General features: G+C 65.6%; 18 protein-coding genes. 9 read left to right on the top strand and 9 right to left on the bottom strand.

The features are described 5' to 3' along the window. Positions 1-2: 2 nt before the first annotated feature. Complete coding sequence (rng, locus tag OKW43_RS19120; protein ID WP_187635041.1) at positions 3-1,472, top strand: ribonuclease G; 1,470 nt, start codon at positions 3-5, stop codon at positions 1,470-1,472. Positions 1,473-1,742: 270 nt separating this feature from the next. Here rng and OKW43_RS19115 read toward each other — a convergent pair whose 3' ends face one another. The 3 genes from OKW43_RS19115 to OKW43_RS19105 all read right to left on the bottom strand — a co-directional run bounded on the left by OKW43_RS19115 (position 1,743) and on the right by OKW43_RS19105 (position 3,797). Continuing rightward, positions 1,743-2,648 (bottom strand): mechanosensitive ion channel family protein, encoded by a 906-nt coding sequence (locus OKW43_RS19115; protein ID WP_429449095.1) that lies wholly within the window; start codon positions 2,646-2,648, stop codon positions 1,743-1,745. A gap of 111 nt (positions 2,649-2,759) precedes the next feature. Continuing rightward, entirely contained in the window at positions 2,760-3,260 is a 501-nt protein-coding gene (locus tag OKW43_RS19110; RefSeq protein WP_429449093.1) for a GAF domain-containing protein, read from the bottom strand. 111 nt (positions 3,261-3,371) lie between these two features. Then, positions 3,372-3,797, bottom strand: a complete 426-nt coding sequence (locus OKW43_RS19105; RefSeq protein WP_429449091.1) for a TOBE domain-containing protein — start codon at positions 3,795-3,797, stop codon at positions 3,372-3,374. Positions 3,798-3,953: 156 nt separating this feature from the next. On the opposite strand from OKW43_RS19105, the gene OKW43_RS19100 reads away from it, so the two are divergent. The 4 genes from OKW43_RS19100 to OKW43_RS19085 all read left to right on the top strand — a co-directional run bounded on the left by OKW43_RS19100 (position 3,954) and on the right by OKW43_RS19085 (position 8,017). Beyond that, on the top strand, positions 3,954-5,516 hold the full coding sequence (locus OKW43_RS19100; RefSeq protein ID WP_429451727.1) for an SH3 domain-containing protein: 1,563 nt from the start codon (positions 3,954-3,956) through the stop codon (positions 5,514-5,516). 144 nt (positions 5,517-5,660) lie between these two features. Beyond that, positions 5,661-6,146, top strand: coding sequence for a VOC family protein (locus OKW43_RS19095; protein ID WP_187635044.1), 486 nt, complete (start codon positions 5,661-5,663; stop codon positions 6,144-6,146). Between the two features lie 75 nt (positions 6,147-6,221). Next, entirely contained in the window at positions 6,222-6,698 is a 477-nt protein-coding gene (locus OKW43_RS19090; protein ID WP_187635045.1) for a VOC family protein, read from the top strand. Between the two features lie 86 nt (positions 6,699-6,784). Next, positions 6,785-8,017, top strand: a complete 1,233-nt coding sequence (locus OKW43_RS19085; protein ID WP_429449088.1) for an MFS transporter — start codon at positions 6,785-6,787, stop codon at positions 8,015-8,017. A 247-nt stretch (positions 8,018-8,264) separates the two neighbouring features. Here the strand turns inward: OKW43_RS19085 and OKW43_RS19080 are convergent, their stop codons facing one another. Then, positions 8,265-9,197 (bottom strand): recombination-associated protein RdgC, encoded by a 933-nt coding sequence (locus tag OKW43_RS19080; protein ID WP_429449086.1) that lies wholly within the window; start codon positions 9,195-9,197, stop codon positions 8,265-8,267. 145 nt (positions 9,198-9,342) lie between these two features. On the opposite strand from OKW43_RS19080, the gene OKW43_RS19075 reads away from it, so the two are divergent. Then, positions 9,343-9,669, top strand: coding sequence for a hypothetical protein (locus OKW43_RS19075; RefSeq protein ID WP_429449084.1), 327 nt, complete (start codon positions 9,343-9,345; stop codon positions 9,667-9,669). A gap of 42 nt (positions 9,670-9,711) precedes the next feature. Here the strand turns inward: OKW43_RS19075 and OKW43_RS19070 are convergent, their stop codons facing one another. After that, the gene (locus OKW43_RS19070; RefSeq protein ID WP_187635049.1) at positions 9,712-10,557 is read right to left on the bottom strand and encodes a glycosyltransferase family 2 protein; all 846 of its coding nucleotides are present in this window, start codon (positions 10,555-10,557) and stop codon (positions 9,712-9,714) included. A 286-nt stretch (positions 10,558-10,843) separates the two neighbouring features. On the opposite strand from OKW43_RS19070, the gene OKW43_RS19065 reads away from it, so the two are divergent. Then, complete coding sequence (locus OKW43_RS19065; RefSeq protein ID WP_429449082.1) at positions 10,844-12,145, top strand: O-antigen ligase family protein; 1,302 nt, start codon at positions 10,844-10,846, stop codon at positions 12,143-12,145. A 58-nt stretch (positions 12,146-12,203) separates the two neighbouring features. On the opposite strand, the gene OKW43_RS19060 is transcribed toward OKW43_RS19065, so the two are convergent. Then, on the bottom strand, positions 12,204-13,310 hold the full coding sequence (locus OKW43_RS19060; RefSeq protein WP_429449080.1) for a glycosyltransferase: 1,107 nt from the start codon (positions 13,308-13,310) through the stop codon (positions 12,204-12,206). A gap of 180 nt (positions 13,311-13,490) precedes the next feature. Here OKW43_RS19060 and OKW43_RS19055 point away from each other — a divergent pair, with 180 nt between their 5' ends. Continuing rightward, on the top strand, positions 13,491-14,516 hold the full coding sequence (locus OKW43_RS19055; protein WP_429449078.1) for a glycosyltransferase family 2 protein: 1,026 nt from the start codon (positions 13,491-13,493) through the stop codon (positions 14,514-14,516). A gap of 21 nt (positions 14,517-14,537) precedes the next feature. On the opposite strand, the gene OKW43_RS19050 is transcribed toward OKW43_RS19055, so the two are convergent. Together OKW43_RS19050 and msbA are read right to left on the bottom strand one after the other, a co-directional pair. Continuing rightward, positions 14,538-15,605 (bottom strand): glycosyltransferase family 2 protein, encoded by a 1,068-nt coding sequence (locus OKW43_RS19050; RefSeq protein ID WP_187635053.1) that lies wholly within the window; start codon positions 15,603-15,605, stop codon positions 14,538-14,540. Positions 15,606-15,729: 124 nt separating this feature from the next. Next, on the bottom strand, positions 15,730-17,523 hold the full coding sequence (msbA, locus tag OKW43_RS19045; protein ID WP_429449075.1) for a lipid A export permease/ATP-binding protein MsbA: 1,794 nt from the start codon (positions 17,521-17,523) through the stop codon (positions 15,730-15,732). Positions 17,524-17,764: 241 nt separating this feature from the next. On the opposite strand from msbA, the gene OKW43_RS19040 reads away from it, so the two are divergent. Further along, the gene (locus OKW43_RS19040) at positions 17,765-18,526 is read left to right on the top strand and encodes a glycosyltransferase family 2 protein (protein WP_187635055.1); all 762 of its coding nucleotides are present in this window, start codon (positions 17,765-17,767) and stop codon (positions 18,524-18,526) included. Positions 18,527-18,572: 46 nt separating this feature from the next. Here the strand turns inward: OKW43_RS19040 and dnaE are convergent, their stop codons facing one another. Further along, positions 18,573-22,139: a DNA polymerase III subunit alpha gene (dnaE, locus tag OKW43_RS19035; protein WP_429449073.1), complete on the bottom strand. Its 3,567-nt coding sequence runs from the start codon at positions 22,137-22,139 to the stop codon at positions 18,573-18,575. Positions 22,140-22,371 lie beyond the last annotated feature (232 nt).

Below are 22,371 nucleotides of genomic sequence, written 5' to 3'. Positions count from 1 at the left end.
CCATGAATGAAGAAATCCTGATCAATGTCACGCCGCAGGAAACGCGCGTCGCGCTCGTTCAACAGGGCGCCGTCCAGGAACTTCATGTCGAACGAACGCTGTCGCGCGGGCGCGTCGGCAATGTGTATCTCGGCAAGGTCGTGCGTGTGCTGCCGGGCATGCAATCGGCGTTCATCGACATCGGCCTCGAACGCGCCGCGTTCCTTCATGTCGCCGACATCTGGCATCCGCGCATCGCCGGCGAAGCACAACATCAAACGCCGCATCAACCGATCGAAAAGATCGTCTTCGAAGGCCAGACGCTGATGGTGCAGGTCGTCAAGGACCCGATCGGCACGAAGGGCGCGCGGCTGTCCACGCAAGCGAGCATCGCCGGGCGCACGCTCGTGTATCTGCCGCAGGAGCCGCACATCGGCATCTCGCAGAAGATCGAAAGCGAAGCCGAGCGCGAGGCCGTGCGCGCGCGTCTGACCGCGGTGCTGCCCGCCGACGAGAAAGGCGGCTACATCGTGCGCACGATCGCCGAGGACGCGACGAGCGAAGAACTCGCCGCCGACGTCGCGTATCTGCGCAAGACCTGGGCGACGATTCTGTCGCAGGCGCAGCGCATGCCGCCCACCAGCCTGCTCTACCAGGATCTGAATCTCGCGCAGCGCGTGCTGCGCGATTTCGTCAACGACGAAACGTCGCGCATTCAGGTCGATTCGCGCGAGACGTATCAGATGCTCGCCGATTTCGCGGCCGAATTCACGCCGGCGGTATCGTCGAAGCTGCACCACTACACCGGCGAGCGGCCGCTCTTCGATCTTTACAACATCGAGGCCGAGATTCAGCGCGCGCTGTCGCGTCGCGTCGATCTGAAGTCGGGCGGCTATCTCGTGATCGACCAGACCGAGGCAATGACGACGATCGATGTGAACACCGGCGGTTACGTCGGCGCGCGCAACTTCGACGACACGATCTTCAAGACCAACCTCGAAGCCGCGCACACGATCGCGCGGCAACTGCGGCTGCGCAATCTGGGCGGCGTGATCATCATCGATTTCATCGATATGGAAAACGTCGAACATCGCGACCAGGTGCTAGGAGAATTGAAGAAGGCGCTGTCGCGCGATCGCACGCGTGTGACCGTCAATGGCTTCTCGCAACTCGGGCTCGTGGAGATGACGCGCAAGCGTACGCGCGAGTCGCTCGCGCATGTACTGTGCGAGCCGTGCCCGGTTTGCCAGGGCAAGGGGCAGGTGAAGACCGCGCGGACGGTTTGCTATGACGTGTTGCGCGAGATTCTGCGCGAGTCGCGGCAGTTCAATCCGCGCGAGTTTCGCGTGATCGCTTCGCAGCAGGTGATCGATCTGTTTCTCGAGGAAGAGTCGCAGCATCTGGCGATGCTGATCGATTTCATCGGCAAACCGGTGTCGTTGCAGGTGGAGTCGAATTTGAGTCAGGAGCAGTACGACATTGTGTTGATGTAGTGGGTGCGAAAGACCTACGCGAGTGTCACGCTGTGGTGATGTGCGCCTTTTGGGCGACGCAGAGGGGGCGCATCAAAGCCGTCCGTAGTCAGCCGGTCTGGCGTCCGGCCAGCGGCAAATCACAAAGGCGACGGCTTACCCGCTTTTATCTCTACTTCAAGTGATCGCATGCGGTACCGTGCCTATCGCTTCATTTGTCATTGCATGAAGCTAGCAGATCGTCGAAAGCGATTAATTACGGGATAGATCGGCAGACCGCAAAACATCGGCTCAAGCGTTTGGAACACCCTTTGGTAGTGGATCTGAGTAGAACATCGGAAGTCGAATTGCCTTCTGAATAAGGTCAACAAGCGTTAACGATTGGACGATCCGCGCTGCCCCATCTATCGCAACGGCAACGCAGAGAATTTCAACCTCGAATTCTCTAGCAGCCGCGAAGAACGCATCCGGCGACCTGACCCACGCCGCGATCCGCAACGTCGCGCCGCCATCCGCCGGATAGTCCGCAACCGATACCACCGGCGCCAGCGTCGAGCCGCTCAGCACGCGCGGCTCGTCGGCCACGAGTTTCTGCAGTTGCCCGATCGCCGAATCCACGTCCTTGCGCTGCGCGAGTTCCACGTCGACCTCGATGCGCTGCGTGCCGCCACAACTGTAGTTGATCACCGGATTGCTCCAGATCTGGCTGTTCGGCACGAACACGATGTTGCCGTCGCCTCGTTCGATCCGCGTCGTGAAGAGCCCGACCTCTCGCACGATGCCCGCCGCCGCGCCGCTGCCCTCGATCACGTCGCCGACGCGAAACGGTCGCAGCAACAGCAGCATCATGCCGGCCGCAATGTTCTGCAACGTGCCTTGCAGCGCGAGGCCGATCGCGAGGCCAGCCGCGCCGAGCACCGCCAATATGCTGGCGGTTGCGATGCCGACTTCACCGAGTGCCGCGATGAAGACGAACACGCGCACGGCCCACGTACCCAACGCGGCCAGCATCGGCGCGAGGGTCGGGTCCGCGCCCGTGCGCGCGAGCGCCTTCGCGAACATCGCGCCGACGCGGTTCGACAACCACCAGCCGACCACGACGATCAGCACCGCGATCGCGATATGCACGACGTCGTGCGTCAGCGTGACGAGCAGCGACGGCTGAAGATGAAATAGACGGTAGAGGGTGTCGTTCATCGTCGGCTCGATTCGTTTGTTGGTCCCCGACGCAGATGACGCACGATACGTTCCTGTCCAGCCGTTACATCGCGCGGTACGCGAGTTGCTTGCCGGAGCGAATCGGCGACACTACACGACGCGCGGCAGCGCTGCCTCGATGAACACCGCGCACAGCGCTTCCATGCCCTTGGCGTCCTCGTCGTCGAAGCGAGCGATGAACGGGCTATCGACATCCCACACGCCGATCAGCGTGCCGTCGGGCGCGACCAGCGGCACGACGATTTCCGATTGCGACGCCGAATCGCAAGCGATATGGCCGGGAAACTCATGCACGTCGCGCACGATCTGGGTCTGACGGGTTTGCGCGGCGGTACCGCAGACACCCTTGCCGAGCGCAATGCGCACGCATGCGGGCTTGCCCTGGAACGGGCCGACCACCAGTTCGCGGCCGTCGTGAAAGTAAAAGCCGGCCCAGTTCAGATCGCTCAACGAATGAAACACGAACGATGAAAAATTCGCCGCGTTCGCGATCCAGTCGGTTTCGCCGGCGAGCAGCGCGCGCGCCTGCGTGACCAGTTCGTCGTATTGCGCGGCTTTGGGCAGATGCGAGGTTGAGGAAACTTCGAACATGACGGCGTCCGTGATCAATGCGGGATGGAAAGCGCCAACAGGTGACGCTCACACGATTGTTTCTGGATGGGACGGCATCATCGTTCGCGCCATACGCGATACCGGAGCCCCTTACTGATCGACACCGATAATCACGCTCGACGCCTTGAAAATCGCCGTCGCCGTCTTGCCGCTCGCGAGGCCGAGGCGCTCGACGCTGTCGTTCGTGATGATCGCCGCGATCTGCACGCTACCCGCGCTGATCGTCACTTCCGAATTGACCGCGCCCTTCGTCACGGCCGCGACGGTCCCTTCGATGCAGTTGCGCGCCGACACCTGATGCCTCGCGACATCGACCATCACGATCACCGACGATGCCTTCACGAGCGCAAACGCCTGCTTGCCGGCCGCGAGCCCGAGCGACTTCGCGCTGCCGTGCGTGATGATCGCGACGACCTCGAGACCGTCCGGCGTGCGCAGCGTGACTTCGTCGTTGACGGCGCCGTGCTTGACTTCGGTGACTTCGCCGCTGAACTGATTGCGTGCGCTGGTTTTCATGCCGGGCTCCCTATCGATTCAAGCGCGTGGCGACGCGCGGGGTGGACGGATAAAGGAGTGTAATGGAAGCCGCGCGCCGCCGCTAAACATCCAATCCGCCGTGGGCATCGCCGACACCGTATCATCGTGCCCCTGGACCTCATCCGCCTGATCTTTATGCCCGTCGCCGCTCTCTCCCGCCGTGCCTGCCACGCCCTTGTTCTGTGCGCCGCGATCACGACGCTCGTCGCGTGCAGCACGCCGACGCCGCCGCGCGATACGCACGCGTTCGTCGACAACGTCACGCTGTTTCCGCTCGCCCATTACGACCAGAACGTCGATCACTGGCTCGACCCCGACAGCCCTGACTACGATCGGCCGTTTCTCAGCGCCGCCGAGCAGCGCGCGCATTTCGACGCGCTGTTCGCGCGCTACTTCGGCACGGGCGCGAACGCGCCATCGCCGTGGAATCCCGCCTGGGTGACGACGCGCGTGTTTCGCGACGAGGGCGAGGACATCGCCGCACTGCAACAGCGCCGTATCGACAAGTTCGACAACACCCGCAAGCATGGCAGCATCATCGCTTACGGCGAAAACTTCCGGCCGCACGACAAGGCGTGGATCGACGCGATCGCGCACAACATCAACGTCGCGCAGTTCACGCAAACCCCGGTTTATCAGGCCGCGCGGCGCGCGATCGCGACCGGCAACCTGATGGTGCGCGAGTTGCCTACCACCGATCCGTCGTTCTACGACCATCGCCTGGCCGGCGAGGGTTACCCGTTCGACAACCTGCAGATTTCGGCGGTGCGGCCCGGCGCGCCGCTCTATGTACTCGGCAGCAGCGTCGACGGCGCGTGGCATTACGTGCAGACGCCCGACGTGCAGGGCTGGGTGCGCAGCGACGGCGTCGCGTTCGCCGACGATCGTTTCATCGATCAATGGCGCGCGGCGGCCGGGAAGTCGCTGGGCGCGGTGATCGTCGCGTCGGCGGCGATCAACGACAGCCGTGGCGTGTTCCGCTTCGACGCTCCGGCCGGGACGATGCTGCCGCTGGTGACGGGTGCCCCGGCATCATCGGCTGCGACCGGCAGCAACGCAGCCACGCTCCAGTTGCTCGTACCCGCGCGCGACGTCGACGGCCGCGCCCTGATCCGCAGCGCGTCGCTCGACGCCACGCAGATCACGCCGATGCCGCTCGCCGCGACGCCGCGCCATCTCGCGATGCTATTGAAAGCGCTGATCGGCCGGCCGTACGGCTGGGGCAATAGCGGGCTCTACAACGACTGTTCGTCGGAACTGCAAAGCATTTTCGCCGCGTTCGGCGTGTGGCTGCCGCGCCATTCGTCGACGCAGATGAGCGCCGGCCGCATGGTCGATCTGTCGGACTCGACGCCCGCCGGGCGGCTCGACTATCTGGCGCGGCATGGGGTGCCGCTGCGCACGCTGATCTACATCGGCGGGCACGTGATGCTGTACCTCGGCAACACGACGCGCGACGGCGTCTCGGTCCCCGTCGTGTATCAGGACGTGTGGGGCTTGCGCCCGGCCGACGACAGCCGCCGCGCGGTGATCGGCGGCTCGGTGATCCTGCCGCTCGACGAGCGCATCCCCGAGGACGCGACGCTGCAGTCGCTCGCCGCGACGCACACGTTTCAGATCAGCATCCTCGGCGCGCCGGCGGGCAGCGCGGCGCCGTCGGCCGCGCCGCCCGCGGACGAGGACAATCCGGCGGGATAAATGGCCGGGCCGCCCTCGCCCGTGCCTGAAAATATTTTTTTCGGGGTGTCGATCCGACGGCCGCGAACTCGTCGTAACGTTGAAGACCCAGCTCACGCAGCCGGTCTTTCCACTGAGGAACCGTTACTTCAAGGAGTCACCGTCATGTCCAGCGCCGCCGTCAAACCGATCCCGGACGGGATGCACTCGCTCACGCCGTACCTGATCTGCAAGAACGCCGCCGAAGCGATCGCGTTCTACACGAAAGCCTTCAACGCCGTCGAACAGGTCCGCCTGCCGGGCCCCGACGGCAAGGTGATGCACGCGACGCTGAAAATAGGCGACTCGATGCTGATGCTGACCGACGAATGGCCCGAGCATCAATCCTTCGGCCCCATCACGCTGAAGGGCACGCCGGTCACGATTCACTACTACGTCCAGGACGTCGACGCGAGTTTCAAACAGGCGGTCGACGCGGGCGCCACCGTCACGATGCCCGTCACCGACATGTTCTGGGGCGACCGCTACGGCCAGCTCAAGGACCCGTTCGGTCACAGCTGGTCGCTCGCGACGCACAAGCGCGACCTGAGCGCCGAGGAAATCCAGCAGGGGATGGCCGCGATGAACTGTTCGTCCGAAGAGAAGAAGTAAGCAGCCGGCGGGCGTCGGGCGAACATACGCCCGCCGCCCGCCGCCCGCCATCATTCGTCGCGAAGGAGCAACGTCATGCAGAAAATCGCGCCGTGCCTATGGTTCGACGGCAATGCGGAAGAAGCCGCGGCGTTCTACACGTCCGTGTTTTCGGCTTCGCGCATTGCAACCACACTGCACTACACGGACGCTGGGCCCGGACCGGAAGGCAAGGTAGTGGCCATCGTCTTCGAAATCGAAGGCCAGGAGTTCATGGCCCTGAACGGCGGCCCGCAATATCCATTCACGCCGGCCATCTCGCTGTTCGTGCACTGCGACTCGCAGGAAGAAGTCGACCGCTACTGGTCGAAGCTGCTCGACGGCGGCGGCGAGCCGTGGGCGTGCGGCTGGCTGCGGGACCGCTTCGGCGTGTCGTGGCAGATCGCGCCCAACGTATTGATGGACATGCTGCGCGACCCGGACCGCAAGAAGGCAAGCCGCGTGATGGCGCAGATGATGAAGATGGTCAAGCTCGATATCGCGCCGCTCGAGCACGCGTATCGCAGCGAGTAGCAGAGCACACGGGCGCGTGCGCGTACCTCGCACGCGCGAACTTTTGATAGCATCGGTCTCGACCCCAACACGGCGAGACAACCACGGTGCGCGTCAACCATCAGGCCTTCTTCTGCTCGCTGTTCATCGCGCGTCTCGCCGATCAGATCCTGCTCTTTCTGGTGCCGCTCGTCGTGTTTCAGACGACGCGCCAAGTCTCGTGGTCGGGCCTCGCGTTCTTCATCGAAACGCTGCCGCGTTACCTCGTGTTCCCGTTCTTCGGCGCGCTGTGCGACCGCTTCCCGCCACTGCGTCTGATGCGGCTGAGCCAGGCGGTGCGCGCGCTCGCATGCTTCGGCGGTATCGCCGCGTATGCGCTGTTCGGCGGCATCGGCTGGCTGATCGCGCTGTCGGCCGCGTGCGGCGTGCTGACGAGCCAGGGACTCGTCGCGCGCGAGGTGATGCTGCCGCAGATCTTCAGCACTCAGCAGATCCAGAAGGTGCTCGCGTATTCGCAACTGGCCGATCAGCTCGGCTTCGTGCTCGGGCCGATGCTCGCCGCGCTGCTGCTCGGCTTGTGGCGCTGGGAATGGGTAGTCGCCGCGACCGGCGTGCTGTTTCTCTGCGCCGACGCCGCGCTGTTCGTCTGGCAGCGACTAAGCGGTTTTCGCGCGCCCGCTGATTCGTCCGCTGATTCGTCCGCCCATTCGCTCGCACCCACCGCTCACTGGAGCACGCCGCTGCGCATCGCGCTCGATCACGTGTGGACCCTGCCGGGCCTGAGAAAGGTCATCATGCTCGCGGCCGCGGAGAACCTCGTAATCGGTGTGACACTCGCGACATCGGCGGCGATGGTGACGGGCTTGCATGCGCAATCGAACCGCTACTACGCGGGTTTGCAAACGGCCGGCGCGATCGCCACGGTGCTGGTGCTGCTGACCGTGGCGCGCGCCGGCTGGCCCGCGCGCGTGCTCGGTCTCGTCGCGTTCGTGACGATCTGCGCGGGCGGCGTGATCGCGGGCGCGAGCGCGTCGCCGTGGGGCTATGCGCTCGGCTTTCTGCTGATCGTCGGCTTTGACAAGATGTTCAACGTCTACATCCGCAGCGCGCGTTTGCAGATCATTCCGCCCGAGGATTACGGCAAGACGATCGGCGTCGCGATTCTGCTGAACAACCTGACGCAGCCTCTCGCCGGCCTGCTCGTCGGCGTGTTCTCCGCGCGCGCGCAAACCGGCCCACTGATCGTCGCGCTATCGCTGACGATGGGCGGCATCGGCGCGGCGGTAGCGATCGGCTCGGCGCTGCTGCGCCGCAAGCGCGCGTGGGCGCTCGAAGACTGACGGCGCGTCGACGCGCGGCGAAGCGCGCGACGACACGGCAAAGTTACCCACAGTTTTTGTTGGCAAATCTGTGCATAACTTCCCGGAAAGATCTGCAAGCCTTTGATACGGCTGTCGTTTTTTCGTCTGCATCGAAGGTGCGGCAGCGCACGGAGTTTTACCGGGGTTCATGCGTGGCCGATTGCGCGCAGACTGTCGTCAGCGCGGCGCGCCAGGCCAGCGGCGGACCTACCCGATCCATTTGCGCTCAAGCCGCCACAGCCTGCGGCAACGCGAACCCTTGCTCGCTCTGCTCGCCGCCCAACGCATCGATCAGATCGCGCAGCAGGCGGTCGAGTTCGGCCGTCATCAGCGCGACGTCGGAATCGAAGCGCTCGTCGTCGTTCTGCGCGGTCGGGTCGCTCGCTTCCTTGAGCACGTCGAGCGGCGCGACGCGCTTGATCGTCAGCGACGGCGTCAGCACGAACGACACGCGATCGTTCCACGTCATCGCAAGCCGCATGCATTGTTTGCCGGCCTCGATGTGGCGGCGCATGTCTTCGGCATCCAGCGCATGGCCGACATAGCGCACCGTCGCGTTGCCCTCGGTGGGCGAACGCAGCTCGGTGTCCTGGTCGAGCGTGAAACCCGCCGGCGCGTCACCGTCGAGCAGCCAGCCGGTCATCGCCGCGACCGGCGACTGCGCGACGCGCACCGTCATCATCGGCAACGAGTCGATCGACTTCACGAGCAGACCGCGCACATCGTCGGCGACCGCCTGCGACGCCGCGTCGATCACGAGCCAGCCGTTCGTGCAATCGATCCACACGCGCGTATCGCGGCGGATGCTGAACGCGCGCGGCCGCAGCTCGTCGGTGACCTGCTCCTTCAGATCACGCATTTGCTTGCGGCCAGGCTTGAAGCCCTGCTGCTCCTCGAGCTCGGCCGCGCGCTCGCGCGTGACCTGCGTGACGACCGATGCGGGCAGCAGCTTCTTCTCGGCGCGAAACGTCAGCAGCATCTGTCCGTTCATCGCGTAGACGAGCGAGTCGCCGTCACGCGGCGGCGCCCAGCCTTGGGCCTGCATCTCGATGCTCTGGCCGGGCGCGAACGCGTACGGCGCGAGCCATTTCTGCATCTGTTCAGGGGTAACGGACCACGGAGCGGGCAGACGGTGCAGCTGAAGGTTTTTGAACCACATGAGCGAAGTCGGATTTGGGCAAAGCGCAGCATTTTATCCGACGCGAGCTGGCAGGGGCGTTCTGGCGAGCCTGGCGGCCCGCCCGCGCGTTCTGGCGGTAAATCACCTAGACTTCTGGACAGGACAGACTTAGACGGAGGCGGCCATGGCCGACGAAACCGCAGCCTGGCAGACGGTGCAATACGAGGGCTTCGAAATACACGTTTCACCTGTCGCGAAGGACCCGCCCGACGCGGCGCATGGCGCAGGAGCGGCCGCGCAAAGCAGCCGCTACACGTATCTCGGCTATGTCTGCCACCCGGGCGCCAACCCCCAGCTTCCCGGCCATGCGGTGCCGTTTCACGCGGACGGCGAGGAGAGTTTCGCAAGCCTCGACGACGCGCTATACGAAGCGGTGCACGTGGGGCGCAGCATCATCGACGGCACGCATCCGGACCTGACCGTGCTGCCGCTCGTGACGGGCGGCGTTTGACACGCGCCGCGCGTCAGGCAGCCGCTTTCGGCTCGACGCCCGTCAGCCCAGCGCGCGCTTGATGCGCGACTTCAAAAGCGCACGGCGCAGCCGGCCGGTGCGCTCGGGCTCGCTGAGCGCGAGCGCACCGGCGAGGGCGGTGCCGCGGCGCAGATAATAGCGGTCGAAGGTCGCCTGCGTCATCCCCCACTTGTTGAGGAACTGGCGACGCCCGTCGTTCTTCACGATCTTGCCGGTGCTCTTCTGCTGGAAGTGATAGACGAGACTGTCGCCGACACCGACGAACACGCGACAGCCCGCGTCCCACAGCTTCATCGAAAAATCGTTGTCGCTGCTCATGCCGGGGCTCAACTCGCTGCTGTAGCCGCCCACCTTGAACCACCAGTCACGATGCACGAGCGTCGGCGGCCACGTCGCGCCGCGCCAGTCGGCGCGCGCGAGGCCAGGCGCGGCGGCGACCAGCTCGTCGGCGCGGAACACCTGCGCGTCGCGGCCGAAGTCGCGCACAACCACGCACGGATTGCCCGAATCGACCGGCTCGATCATCGTGCCCGACAGCATGAACAGGTTGTCGGCCGGCATCTGGACGAGACGCTTGACGAGAGCTTCGTCCCAGCCGGGGCAGCAGTACATGTCGTCGTTCATGTAGACGATGTAGTCCTGCGTGGCGCGCGCCGCCGCGATGTTGACCGCGTGGCAAATGCCGATATTGCCGGGCGACGCCGTGTGCTCGATGCCCTCGTCGCGCACCCACGCGAGCGTGCCGTCCGAGCCGTCGTTCACGTGCACGATGAGCTGGTGCGGATGTGTCGAATGACGGCGCAGGCTTTTGATCACGAGGCGCAGATAAGGCAGGTTGTTCCAGGTCGGGATGATGATTGAGAACATCGAGTCGGTCCGTTGAGCTGGGCGCGGGTGCGGCATGCGCCGCGCGCCGGCCATGAGTGTCGCGCGATTGTACCGCCCCCGTCTGCTCGCACGACAGACGCCGCCCGCCCCCGCCCCGCCGCATGCCGCGCGCCAGTAGAACCCTACCGCGTGCGGCAGCAAGCATTTCGCAAGGAAGCGCATGGTTATAATCCGGATCGCTCTGCCGTCTTGAAAAACTCAAATGGTCCGGCGCCTCCTGCAATTTCACCACCGGAACGGTAGTGTTCATCGATAACGTAGACCTATGATTTTTGCATCCAGTCTGGTCTGGCTCACGTCGGCTCTGCTGTTTCTCGCGCCCGCGGTCAATCTGATCTGGCGCGGCGGCACCGGCTACTGCTTTTTCGCGCTCGTCGCGCTTGCGCTCGGCGCGGCCATCGTCAACCGGCGCATGCCGGGCTATTTCTCCGCGTTGCGCACCTATCGCTGGTTCACGGTCGGCATGCTCGCGTTCGTCGTCGGGGTCGGCGTGCAGCAGCTGGCGCTCGGCTACTGGCTGCCACGCGAGTTCGACTCGTTGACGCGCTTCGTGCTCGCACTGCTGGTGTTCCTGCTGCTGCGGCAATTGCCGTCGCGCAATCTGCGCATGATCGGCTGGGGCTGCGCGGCCGGCGCGCTCGCGGTCGGCGCATGGGCGATCATCGATCAGCCGCCCGGCGGCTGGACCGACGCGAAACGCCTGAACAACTCGTACACGAACGCGATTCCGTTCGGCGATACCGCGCTGCTGCTCGCGTTCCTGTCAGTATTCACGCTCGGCTGGGACAATCCACGCGACTGGCGCGTGCTCGTGCCGCGGGTCCTCGCGCTGGTGTCGGGCGGCTATGCGTCGTTTCTGTCGGGCTCACGCGGCGGCTGGCTCGCGGTGCCGGTGTTCGTCGTGCTGCTCGGCATGCAGTACCAGTGGTTCGCCCATAAAAAGCGCATGCTGATCGCGACGCTCGTGATCGTGATCGCGGCGGGTGGTCTGCTATCGACCGAACGGGTTCGCAAGCGCTTCGCCGAAGTGCCGAACGACGTATCGATGATGCACAAGGGCGAGGATTTCACGGCCACGGGTCTGCGCCTGCAACTGTGGGATGCGTCGCGGATGATCTTCGAGCGACATCCGGTGTGGGGCATCGGCAAGGGCCGTCTGGTCGACGAACTCGGCGTGATGGCAAAGCACGGCGAAGTGAAGGCCGAAATCGTCAACGAGCGCGCGCATAGCGACTTTTTCTCGACGCTCGCCGAGATGGGCGCGGTCGGCGTGATCTGCCTGCTGTTGTTCTACTACGGGATGGGGGTGTATTTCTGGCGGCACCGGCATGCGACCGATCCAGCGATTCGCGCCGCGTCGTACGCGGGTCTTGCGGTCGCGGCCAGCACGGTGATCTTCGGGCTCACGATCGACGTGCTGGTGCCGATCATGGTGACGGTGCTGCTCGCCTTGCTGGTGGCGACGCTGCTGGCGGTGATCGATGCGCGCAAACGCGAGTTGCGAAGCGAAGCGCGGGCCACGCCGACGCCAGCGGCGCTGGTGCGCGAGAAGCAGCCGCGCGATTGATTTCGATTCGAGCAGGAGCGGCGAGCAGAAGCGGCGAGCCGAGCGCGGCGCGCCGCTGTCATCCGCGCGTGAACACCTCGTAAAGCGCCGCGAGGTGCGCATCGACGCTCGGGTCGTACACGAGGCTGTCGCGCGGCGCCGCGATGCGGGCACCACCGCTCTTCACGCGCGCGATCGCCTGCTCGATCGCGCGCTCGAAACTGCCCGCGGACTGCCGCGAGAACTCGATCTTCGCCGCGCCGGTCACGGTCTCCGCCGAGCCGACGTTGTCGGCGATTACGAGCGGCGTGCCGCACATCACCGACTCGACGCCGACGAGTCCGAACGGCTCGTACGCCGACGCGACGACCGTGAAATCGGCGGCCGCGAACAGCTTCTCGATGTCCTTGCTATAGCCCGCGTAACGGATCGTGTCACTGGTCTTTGGCACCGGGCGGCCCGCGACGACGAGACACACCGGCAGGGTCGTCCGCGAGAAAAACGCTTCGAGCAGCGCATAGCCCTTGCGCTCGTGACTCGTCGACGAGAACACGAACATCACGCGATCGTCGGGCACACCAAGCTGGCGGCGCACGGCCGCGCGCGCGGCGGCGTCGAGCGGCCTGAAGCGTTCAGTGTCGACCGGCGGATACAGCACGTCGATGCGCGCGGCCGGCACGTGATAGAAACGCTGCAACTCCCGGCTCATCAATTGCGAATGCGCGACGATCGAGCGCGCCCGCGTGTAGACGCGCCGCTCGAGCTCGATCTGCCATGCGTCGCTGCGGCGCGGCGCGCGGCCCGCGGCTTCGAGCGAGCCCGGGTGCGTGCCGCCGCACAACGCGACGTCGGCATGCGTCGAGTGATTGATCGAGAACACGCACGCCGGACGATGCCGCTTCAAACGCTGCTTCAGACGCCAGTCGAACGCGAGGTTGCGCAGCTTGCGCGGCGCCCAGCGCACGTTGAGCGGCTGCGCATCGATCCACGCGGCCTCGGGCAGCGCGCGATCGATCTCGCGCGCGAACAGCGTCGGGCGCAGACCCATGCGATGCAGTCCGGCGATCACATCGCGCGTGTAGCGCTCGGCGCCGCCGCTGTTCTTCAGCGCCTGGGCGGTCAGCGCGATGTCGACGAGGGGACGGCGGTGCGGGTCGAGGGCTGCGTCGCGGGTTGGCTCTGACAAGGATCGGTCTCGGTGAGACGCACGCGCGGACGGGGCCGTGGGTGCGCAGTTTCGGGGCAGCGGCAATTGTAAAGGATGGTTTCGCCGGGCTCAGCTCGCAGTGCTCAGGTTTGCCGCGTGCGTCGCGCGGCGCGGCCGTCAGCGGCTAGAATCTAGGCCAATCGCCTTCGCCTCGACCTTATGACCGATAGCCCGCCGCGCCTCGCAACCCCTGCAACCGCCGACACCACCCGTCCGCTCGTCTCGATGCTCGTGATCGCCTACGACCAGGCGGAGCAGATCGGCGACGCCGTGCGCAGCGCGCTCGCGCAGACCTACGAGCCGCTCGAAATCATCGTCTCCGACGACGCGTCCAGCGACGCCACCTACGCCTCGATCGAAGCGGCGCTCGCCGGCTACACAGGGCCGCATCGCGTGATCGCGCGGCGCAATAGCGCGAACCAGGGCATCAGCGCGCACCTGTCGCAACTCGCGCAGCTCGCGCAAGGCGAACTGCTGTTCGTCGCCGCCGGCGACGACATGTCGGCGCCCGAACGCTGCGAACGCGTCGTCGACTGCTGGCTCGCGCATGGGCGCCGCCCCGACCTGATCGCGACCGATCTCGCCGACATGGACGAAGCGGGTCAGGTGCACGAGCGCGTGAGCCCGACCGGGCTCGACCGCTATCGCAGCTTCGACGACTGGCTCGTCGAGCGTCCATGGCTGATCGGCGCCGCGCATACGTGGTCACGACGCCTGATAGAACGCTTCGGGCCGATGCTGCCCGGCGCCGCGGCCGAGGATCAGATCATGGTGCTGCGCGCGATCCTGTCGGGCGGTGCGATCAGTCTGCGCGAGCCGCTGGTCCGCTACCGGCGCGGCGGGCTATCGCGCAAGCGCCGTTACCAGTCGGTCGACGAGTTGGTCGCGCGGATGCGGCAGAGCAATCGCTACGGATTGGCGGAACTCGCGCAGCTGCAGCGCGACGCTGAAATCGCCGGCGTCGCCGAACGCATGCGCGCGGCGATGGCGCCGAAGCTCGCGCGCGAGCAGTTCATCCACGCGATGTTCGAAGCGGGCGGCCTCGGCGAACGCATCGGGCTGGTGACGCGCAGCGCCGGCGTGAAGCTCGGGCTGCGGATTCGGATGTTTCTTTATGCGAGTTGCCCGGTGGTGTATGCGCCGGGCATCTGGATCAAGCGGGTCGTGCGGGGCAGAAAGGCATGACGAGAGCGCGCATGGCCGTCTTCACAGACGCGAGCGTCGCGAAACACTGCGCTTCGCGCCCCGCCGCTGCCGCAAGCGTCGCACGAGGCTCGGCCGTCGCACCTCGACGCCAAAGCTCAACACGCTCGCGCGCAAACGCCGCAGTATCTTCACCGAGCGCACGAACGTCTCGCCGGTGTGGCTGATCATCACGAACTCGAACGCGCCGCGCCAGCTCGCGACACCGCGCGAAAACGCGTACATGTCGTGGCGCGCGTCGACGGGCAGCTCGGCGCCGAAGCGCCGCGCGAACGCCCGCACCTGATCCGCGATGGCTTCGATCTGCCGCTGCCGGCTCGCGCCGCGTCGCCGTGCCGCCTCGGCGCCGCATTCGTCGCGCGCCGCGCCGCGCTCGTTGGTCGCGCTCGCGCCGACCGCGTTGCCGTCATGCTGCCGATACTTCAGATGCGACGCCTCGACGTGACGAATCTCGCCGAACGACGCGACCACCATCGCGAGCCACCAATCATGCATCGCGATGCCGGGCGGGAATGGCAGCGCGCGTTCGAGCGTCGCGCGATTGACGAGCATCGCGCAGCCGGGCACGTGGTTGCTCAGCAGAAAATCGCGCAGTCGCGTCGCGCAGCGCGACTTCGCGGTGATATCGAACAGCGAGCGCGATAAACAGCACAGCGTCGAGTCGACGAGCTCGATGTCGCAGAACGCGAGCGCCGGCTTCGCGGCGCCGCCTCCCGCGCTCTCCGCGCGCCGCAGCTCGCGCATCAGATCGGTGACTTTGTCGGGCGCCCAGACGTCGTCCTGGTCGGCGAGCGCGATGTAGTCGCCGCGGCAGCCGGCGAGCGCGCGCTCGAAATTGCCGACGATGCCGGCCCGCGTACCATCGCCGACGAGCCGCACCGACACGCGTCCCGCATAGGACGCGAGCAGTTCGCGGGTGCCGTCGCTGGAGGCGTCGTCGGACACCACGACTTCGAGACGGGGCCAACTCTGCGCTTCGAGTGAGGCCAGCAGCTCGGGCAGATAAGTGCGGCCGTTGTACGTCGCGAGCGCGATGGAGACGAGCGGCTTGCTCGGATCGTCGTGAAACATGGGCAGTCGATTTCCGCCAGACGGGCCGTGGTTGCCCGCCAGCATGCGATTAGCGCCGAAAAAGCGCAACCAATTGAGACTTAAACACAACACCGGCCCGCGCTCCCGTCCGCAACGTGCCGGATCAAACCGCGCTTTGCTGGAACTGGATGCGGTGCAGATGCGCGTACAAGCCGTCGTGCTCGAGCAGTTCGCGATGGCTGCCGCGCTCGACGATCCGCCCCGCCTCCATCACGAGAATGCGGTCGGCGCGCTCGATCGTCGAGAGCCGGTGCGCGATCACGAGCGTGGTGCGGCCCTTCATCAGCGTTTCGAGCGCCGCCTGCACGTGGCGTTCGGACTCGGAATCGAGCGCGGACGTCGCTTCGTCGAGAATCAGGATCGGCGCGTCCTTGTGGATCGCCCGCGCGATCGCGAGACGCTGACGCTGGCCGCCCGACAGCATCATGCCGTTGTCGCCGACGAGCGTCTCGATGCCCTGCGGCATCGCCTGCACGGTGTCCCACAGGTTCGCGGCGCGCAGCGCCGCCTTGACCTTGTCCGGATCGACCGCCTGACCGTACGCGACGTTGTGCGCGATGGTGTCGTTGAACAGCACGACATCCTGGCTCACCATCGCGATCTGGCTGCGCAGCGCGTGCAGGTCGTATTCGGGCAGCGCCACGCCGTCGACCAGAATCGCGCCGCCGGTCGGATCGAAGAAGCGCGGCAGCAGGTTCACGAGCGTGGTCTTGCCGCTGCCCGACGGACCCGCGAGCGCGACCATCTCGCCCGGCGCAACCTTGAACGACACCTGGTCGAGCGTGTGACGGTTGTGCGTGGAGTTCGCGCCGTAGTTGAACGACACGTCGCGGAACTCGACCTCGCCACGCGCGCGGGCGAGCGGCTTGCCGCCGCCTTTTGGCTCGGCCGGCTCGTCGATCAGGCCGAAGATCAGTTCGGCCGCGGTCATGCCGCGCTGCAACGGCTGATTCACGTCCATCAGATGCTTGAGCGGCGAGATGATCAACAGCATCGACGTGACGAACGCGACGAAGCCGCCGACCGTCGTCTGATCCGACGACGACTGCACCACCGCAATCGTGATCACGACCGCGAGCGCGATCGACGCGAGGAACTGCGTCAACGGCTGCGCGAGGCCGCCGGACACCGTCATGCGCATCGCGTAGCCGCGCAGGCGCCGGCTCATTTCGGTGAAGCGGTCCGTCTCGTACTGCTCGCCGTTATGCACCTTGACGACCTTGTAGCCGCCCACCGTCTCCTCGACGATATACGACAGCTCGTTCGTCAGCAGCTGATGCTCGCGGTTCAGGCGCCGCAGCCGGCGGTTGATTTTGCCGACTAGCCAGCCGATGCCCGGCAGCAGCACCGCGACGATCAGCGTCAGGCGCCAGTTCAGATAGAACAGATAGCCGAGCAGGAAGATCACCGTCAGCGAATCGCGCACCAGCGTGACCATCACGCTCAGCAGCACGTTGAGGATCTGGTTGACCTCGAAGACGATCGCGTTGATCACCGTGCTCGCGGTTTCGCGCTGGAAGAACGCGACGCTCGTGTGAATCATGCGGTCGAACATCTTCAGACGCAGTTCGAGCAGGATCTTGTTCGACACGTAGGCGAGCAGATAGCCGGACGCGTACTGCGACACGCCGCGAATCAACGCGAGGCCGATCACCGCGGCTGGCACGAGCCACCTGGTCCTGTCGACCGCATGCGAGCCGAAACCCTTGTCGAGCAGCGGCTTGAGCAGCGCGGGAATGGCGGCGTCGGTGCCGGCGCTCACCGCCATCGCGACGATCGCGCCGAGCACGACCCACAGCAGCGGCTTGATGAATGGCCACAGACGCCGCAGGACGACGGCCGGCGACGATGCATCGCCTGAACCCATGGGTTTGCTTAACGTTGGCTTGGCGCTCAAGGAATCCTCTGGAAATGCCGAACAGCGAGCACGCGGCGCAGGGTTGGCCCGCCGCGTGGAATATCGAAAAAGAGCATTGTAATCGGTTGAAGATGATGGCCGGCGCCCGGTGCGCGCCGCCATGCGCGGAACCCCTGGCGAAGCGGCGCTGTGGTGTGGGGCGGGATGGGGTGTGTATACTCGCTGCTCGATTGCCGGGTCGCAGCCCGCTCCGTCACTTCGTCCTCCACGCCACTCAGGTATGCAAGAAACCACTCTTGGCGTTGCCATCATCACCCGCAACGCGGCGGCGCGGCTAGCCGAATGCCTGCAAGCCGTGGCCTTCGCCGATCAGATCGTCGTGATCGACGGCGGCAGCAGCGACGGCACCGCCGACATTGCCCGCGCGCACGGCGCTCGGGTCATCGAACAGACGGACTGGCCGGGCTTCGGCCCGCAAAAGAATCGCGCGGTCGAGGCACTGACGACAAGCTGGATCCTGTCGCTCGACGCCGACGAAATCGTCACACCGGAACTTGCCGCATCGATTCGCGCGACGCTCGCCGCGCCCGCCGCCGACGTCTACGCGCTGGACCGTCTGTCGAGCTTCTGCGGCCATTGGGTCCATCACAGTGGCTGGTATCCCGACTGGATTCCGCGTCTCTTTAAACGCGGCACCGCGCGCTTCTCCGACGACCTCGTGCACGAGCGCCTCGTTTTCGACACGCCCGCGCAACGCCTGACCGGCAAGCTGATGCACTACTCGTACGAGGACTACGAGGGCGTGCTGCGCAAGCTCGACGCGTATTCGACAGCCGGCGCGCGGCAGCGTTACGAGGCCGGGCAGAAAGGCAGCATTCGCCTCGCGCTCGGGCGAGGCCTGTGGGCGTTCGTGCGGACCTATCTGCTGCGCCGCGGCTTTCTGGACGGCCGCGCCGGGTTGATGATCGCTCTGTTCAACGCGGAGACCGTGTACTACCGGTTTCTGAAGCTGGCACGTCTGGAACAAACGGGCGGCCGGTAAGGTCAGCCGCTACACCCGGCACCGGCCACCACGCCACCGGCCCCGCTCAATACACGATCTCGATCGAGCTTCCCGCAAACTCGCCGCGCAGCGCGGCGAGCAGTTCATCGGTCGGCTTCACGCGCCATGCGTCGCCCAGACGCATTTCGCCTTGCGCATGCTCGCTGCGATAAACGACCTGCACCGCGAGCCCGTTCGGAATCTGCACCGCCTGACGCTGACGGCCGCCATCGCCGCCGAAGCCGCCCCGCCCGCCGCCATTGCCGCGTGACGCGGCCGCCGGCGCGGCTGTGGCGGACGGCTCGTCCTTGCCCGCGGTGTGCGCTTCGAGCACCCGGCGCAATGCCTGCGCGTCCGCGTTGCCGTTCATCTGCACCTTGAGGGAGTCAGCGTAACGGCAGCGCGCGCGGCCGAGATCCATCACCGTTTCGACCGTGAAGCGGATGCCGCCCGTGAACGCGTCGTTACGCGCCTGGCCCTGCACGACCAGCAGCTCGTCTTCCTTGAACAACTGCTTGTGCTCTTCGAAGACCTCGTTGAAGACGGTCACTTCGCACTGGCCGGTGCCGTCGTCGAGCAGCGCGATCAGCATCTTGCCGCGCTGGGTCATCTGCGTGCGCAGCGACACGATCACGCCCGCGACCAGCTTGTCGCGCCCTTCCTTCAGCTCGCCGATCTTCTGGCGCACGAAGCGACGCACTTCGTCCTTGTAGGCATCGAACAGATGGCCCGACAGGTAGAAACCGAGCGCGGCCTTCTCTTCCTGCAGCTTGCGCTTTTCCGGCCATTCCGGTTCGTCGACGAGTTCGTGGCCTTGCGACGGCGCATCGCCCATGTCGAACAGCCCGGCTTGCAGCGCATTGGCCGCCGCCTGCTCTGCCGCTTCCATCGCGAGCGACACCGACGCGATCAGCTGCGCGCGGTTCGGATGCAGCGTGTCGAACGCGCCGGCGCGAATCAGCGCCTCGACGGTGCGGCGATTGACGATGCGCCGATCGACGCGGTTGCAGAAATCGAAGATGTCGATGAAGCGGCCTTCCTCGCGCGCGCGCAGGATTTCTTCGATCGCGTTCTGGCCGCTGCCCTTGATCGCGCCGAGGCCATAGCGGATCGTGCGCGAGCGCTTGCCGTCGGCTTCGGCGACCGGCTCGAAACGGTACGCGGACAGGTTCACGTCCGGCGGCAGCACGGCCATCCGGTTCGCGAGGCAGTCTTCGAACAGGATCTTGACCTTGTCCGTGTCGTCCATCGCGAGCGACATGTTGGCCGCCATGAATTCGGCCGGATGGTGCGCCTTCAGCCACGCGGTGTAGTACGCGAGCAGCGCGTAGGCGGCCGCGTGCGACTTGTTGAAGCCGTAGCCCGCGAACTTCTCCATCAGGTCGAAGATTTCGTCGGATTTCTCGCGCGTGAGTCCGTTGGTGGCCGCGCCTTCCGCGAAAATTTCGCGGTGCTTCGCCATTTCCTCGGGTTTTTTCTTACCCATCGCGCGACGCAGCAAGTCGGCGCCGCCAAGCGAGTAGCCGCCGATGATCTGCGCCATCTGCATCACCTGCTCCTGGTAGACCATGATGCCGTAGGTCTCTTTCAGAACAGGTTCGACACGCGGGTCCGGATATTCCACCACCTCGCGGCCGTGCTTACGCGCGCAGAAGCTCGGGATCAGATCCATCGGACCCGGACGGTACAAAGCGACGAGCGCGATGATGTCTTCGAAGCGGTCGGGCTGCGCGTCCTTCAGCATGCCCTGCATGCCGCGGCTTTCCAGCTGGAACACGGCGACCGTGTTCGCTTTCTTCAGGATCGAGAACGACGCCGGGTCGTCGAGCGGCACCTGGGCGAGCGACCAGTCCTGCTTCGACGGATCGAGGCGGCGGATGTAGCGCTCGGCCCAATCCAGAATGGTCAGCGTGGTCAGGCCCAGAAAGTCGAACTTCACGAGGCCGACCGCTTCGACGTCATCCTTGTCGTACTGGCTGACGACGCCGCTTTCGTCGCCCTGCGTGTACAACGGGCAGAAATCGGTCAGCTTGCCGGGCGCGATCAGCACGCCGCCCGCATGCATCCCGACGTTGCGCGTCAAGCCTTCCACGCGCTGCGCGAGTTCGAGCAGCTGATGCACTTCGTCTTCGTTGTCGAAGCGCTCCTGCAACAGCGGCTCTTCCTTCATCGCGTCGGCGATCGTCACGTGCTTGCCCGGCTTGAACGGGATCAGCTTCGCGATGCCGTCCGTGAACATGTAGCCGAGATCGAGCACGCGGCCGATGTCGCGCACCGCCGCCTTCGCTGCCATCGTGCCGAACGTCGCGATCTGCGACACCGCGTTCGCACCGTATTTCTCCTTCACGTACTGGATCACGCGATCGCGGCCGTGCTGGCAGAAGTCGATATCGAAGTCGGGCATCGACACCCGCTCCGGATTCAGGAAACGCTCGAACAGCAGGTTGTAGCGCAGCGGATCGAGATCGGTCACGCCGAGCGCATACGCGACCAGCGAACCCGCGCCCGAACCCCGGCCGGGACCGACCGGCACGCCGTTGTTCTTGGCCCAGTTGATGAAGTCCGCGACGATCAGGAAGTAGCCCGGAAAGCCCATCTTGATGATCGTGCCGCACTCGAATTCGAGGCGCTGATAATACGTCGCGCGCTGCGCGTCGCGCTCGGCCGCGTCCGGATACAGCTGTTCGAGCCGCTTTTCGAGGCCTTCTTTCGACAGCTGCACGAGGTAGTCGTCGAGCGACATGCCGTCGGGCGTCGGAAACAGCGGCAGCTTCGGCTTGCCGAGTTCGAGCGTCAGATTGCAGCGCTTCGCGATCTGCACGGTGTTCGCGAGCGCCGAAGGAATGTCCGCGAACAGCGCGGCCATCTGCTGTTGGGAGCGGAAATACTGCTCGGCCGTAAAGCGCTTCTGGCGACGCGGATTCGCGAGAATGTCGCCTTCGGAAATGCACACGCGCGCTTCGTGCGCGGTGAAGTCGTCCGGCGTCATGAACTGCATCGGGTGCGTCCCGACGACCGGCAGTTTCAGCGATGCCGCGAGCGCAACCGCCTGCTGCACGTACTGCTCGCCGCCAGGCTGGCCATAGCGCTGCAGCTCGATATAGAAGCCACCCGGGAACACCTTCGCCCAATGCTGCGCGTTGCGCTTCGCCGCCTCTTCGTTGCCGGCCGCCAGCGCGAGACCGATGTCGCCCTGCTGCGCGCCCGACAGCGCGAGCAGCCCTTCGCCCAGACCGGATTCGAGCCAGCCGGCTTCGATTTCCGCGCGGCCGCGATACTGGTTCGTCAGCGAGGCCTTGCTGAGCAATTCGCAGAGGTTCAGGTAACCGCGGTGGTCCTTGACCAGCAGCAGCAGGCGGGAAGGCTTGTCGCGGTCGTCAGGATTGGTGATCCAGACGTCGCAGCCGGCAATGGGTTTGATACCTTTGCCACGCGCTTCCTGGTAGAAACGGACGAGGCCGAACGCGTTGCCGAGGTCGGTGAGCGCGAGCGCGCCCTGACCGTCTTTGGCCGCCGCCTCGACGATGTCGTCGAGACGCACGATGCCGTCGGCAATCGAGAATTCGGAGTGAACGCGGAGATGAACAAAGCGGGGATCTGACATGGGCGACATTGTAACCCCACCCTTCCGCAGATTTCAGGTCGAAACGGCGTTGGCCAAGCGGCCAGGACGGGGGCGGCGCGAATGCTGTTTGAGCTGGCGCAACCCCTTGGCCGTTCGGCCAGGTCGGGGAAAATGCCGGGTTGGGGGATAATAGCGGTTTCGCCTCTTTCGACATGGCCATCTGGCCGCCCCAACCGCGCGCCAAACCGCGGCGCTTATACGGGGGCACGACAGCGCGGGC

The organism is Paraburkholderia sp. WC7.3g (assembly GCF_050436345.1).
In the GTDB taxonomy this organism is placed as follows: domain Bacteria; phylum Pseudomonadota; class Gammaproteobacteria; order Burkholderiales; family Burkholderiaceae; genus Paraburkholderia; species Paraburkholderia podalyriae.
This window is presented reverse-complemented; position numbering and strand designations above follow the sequence as displayed.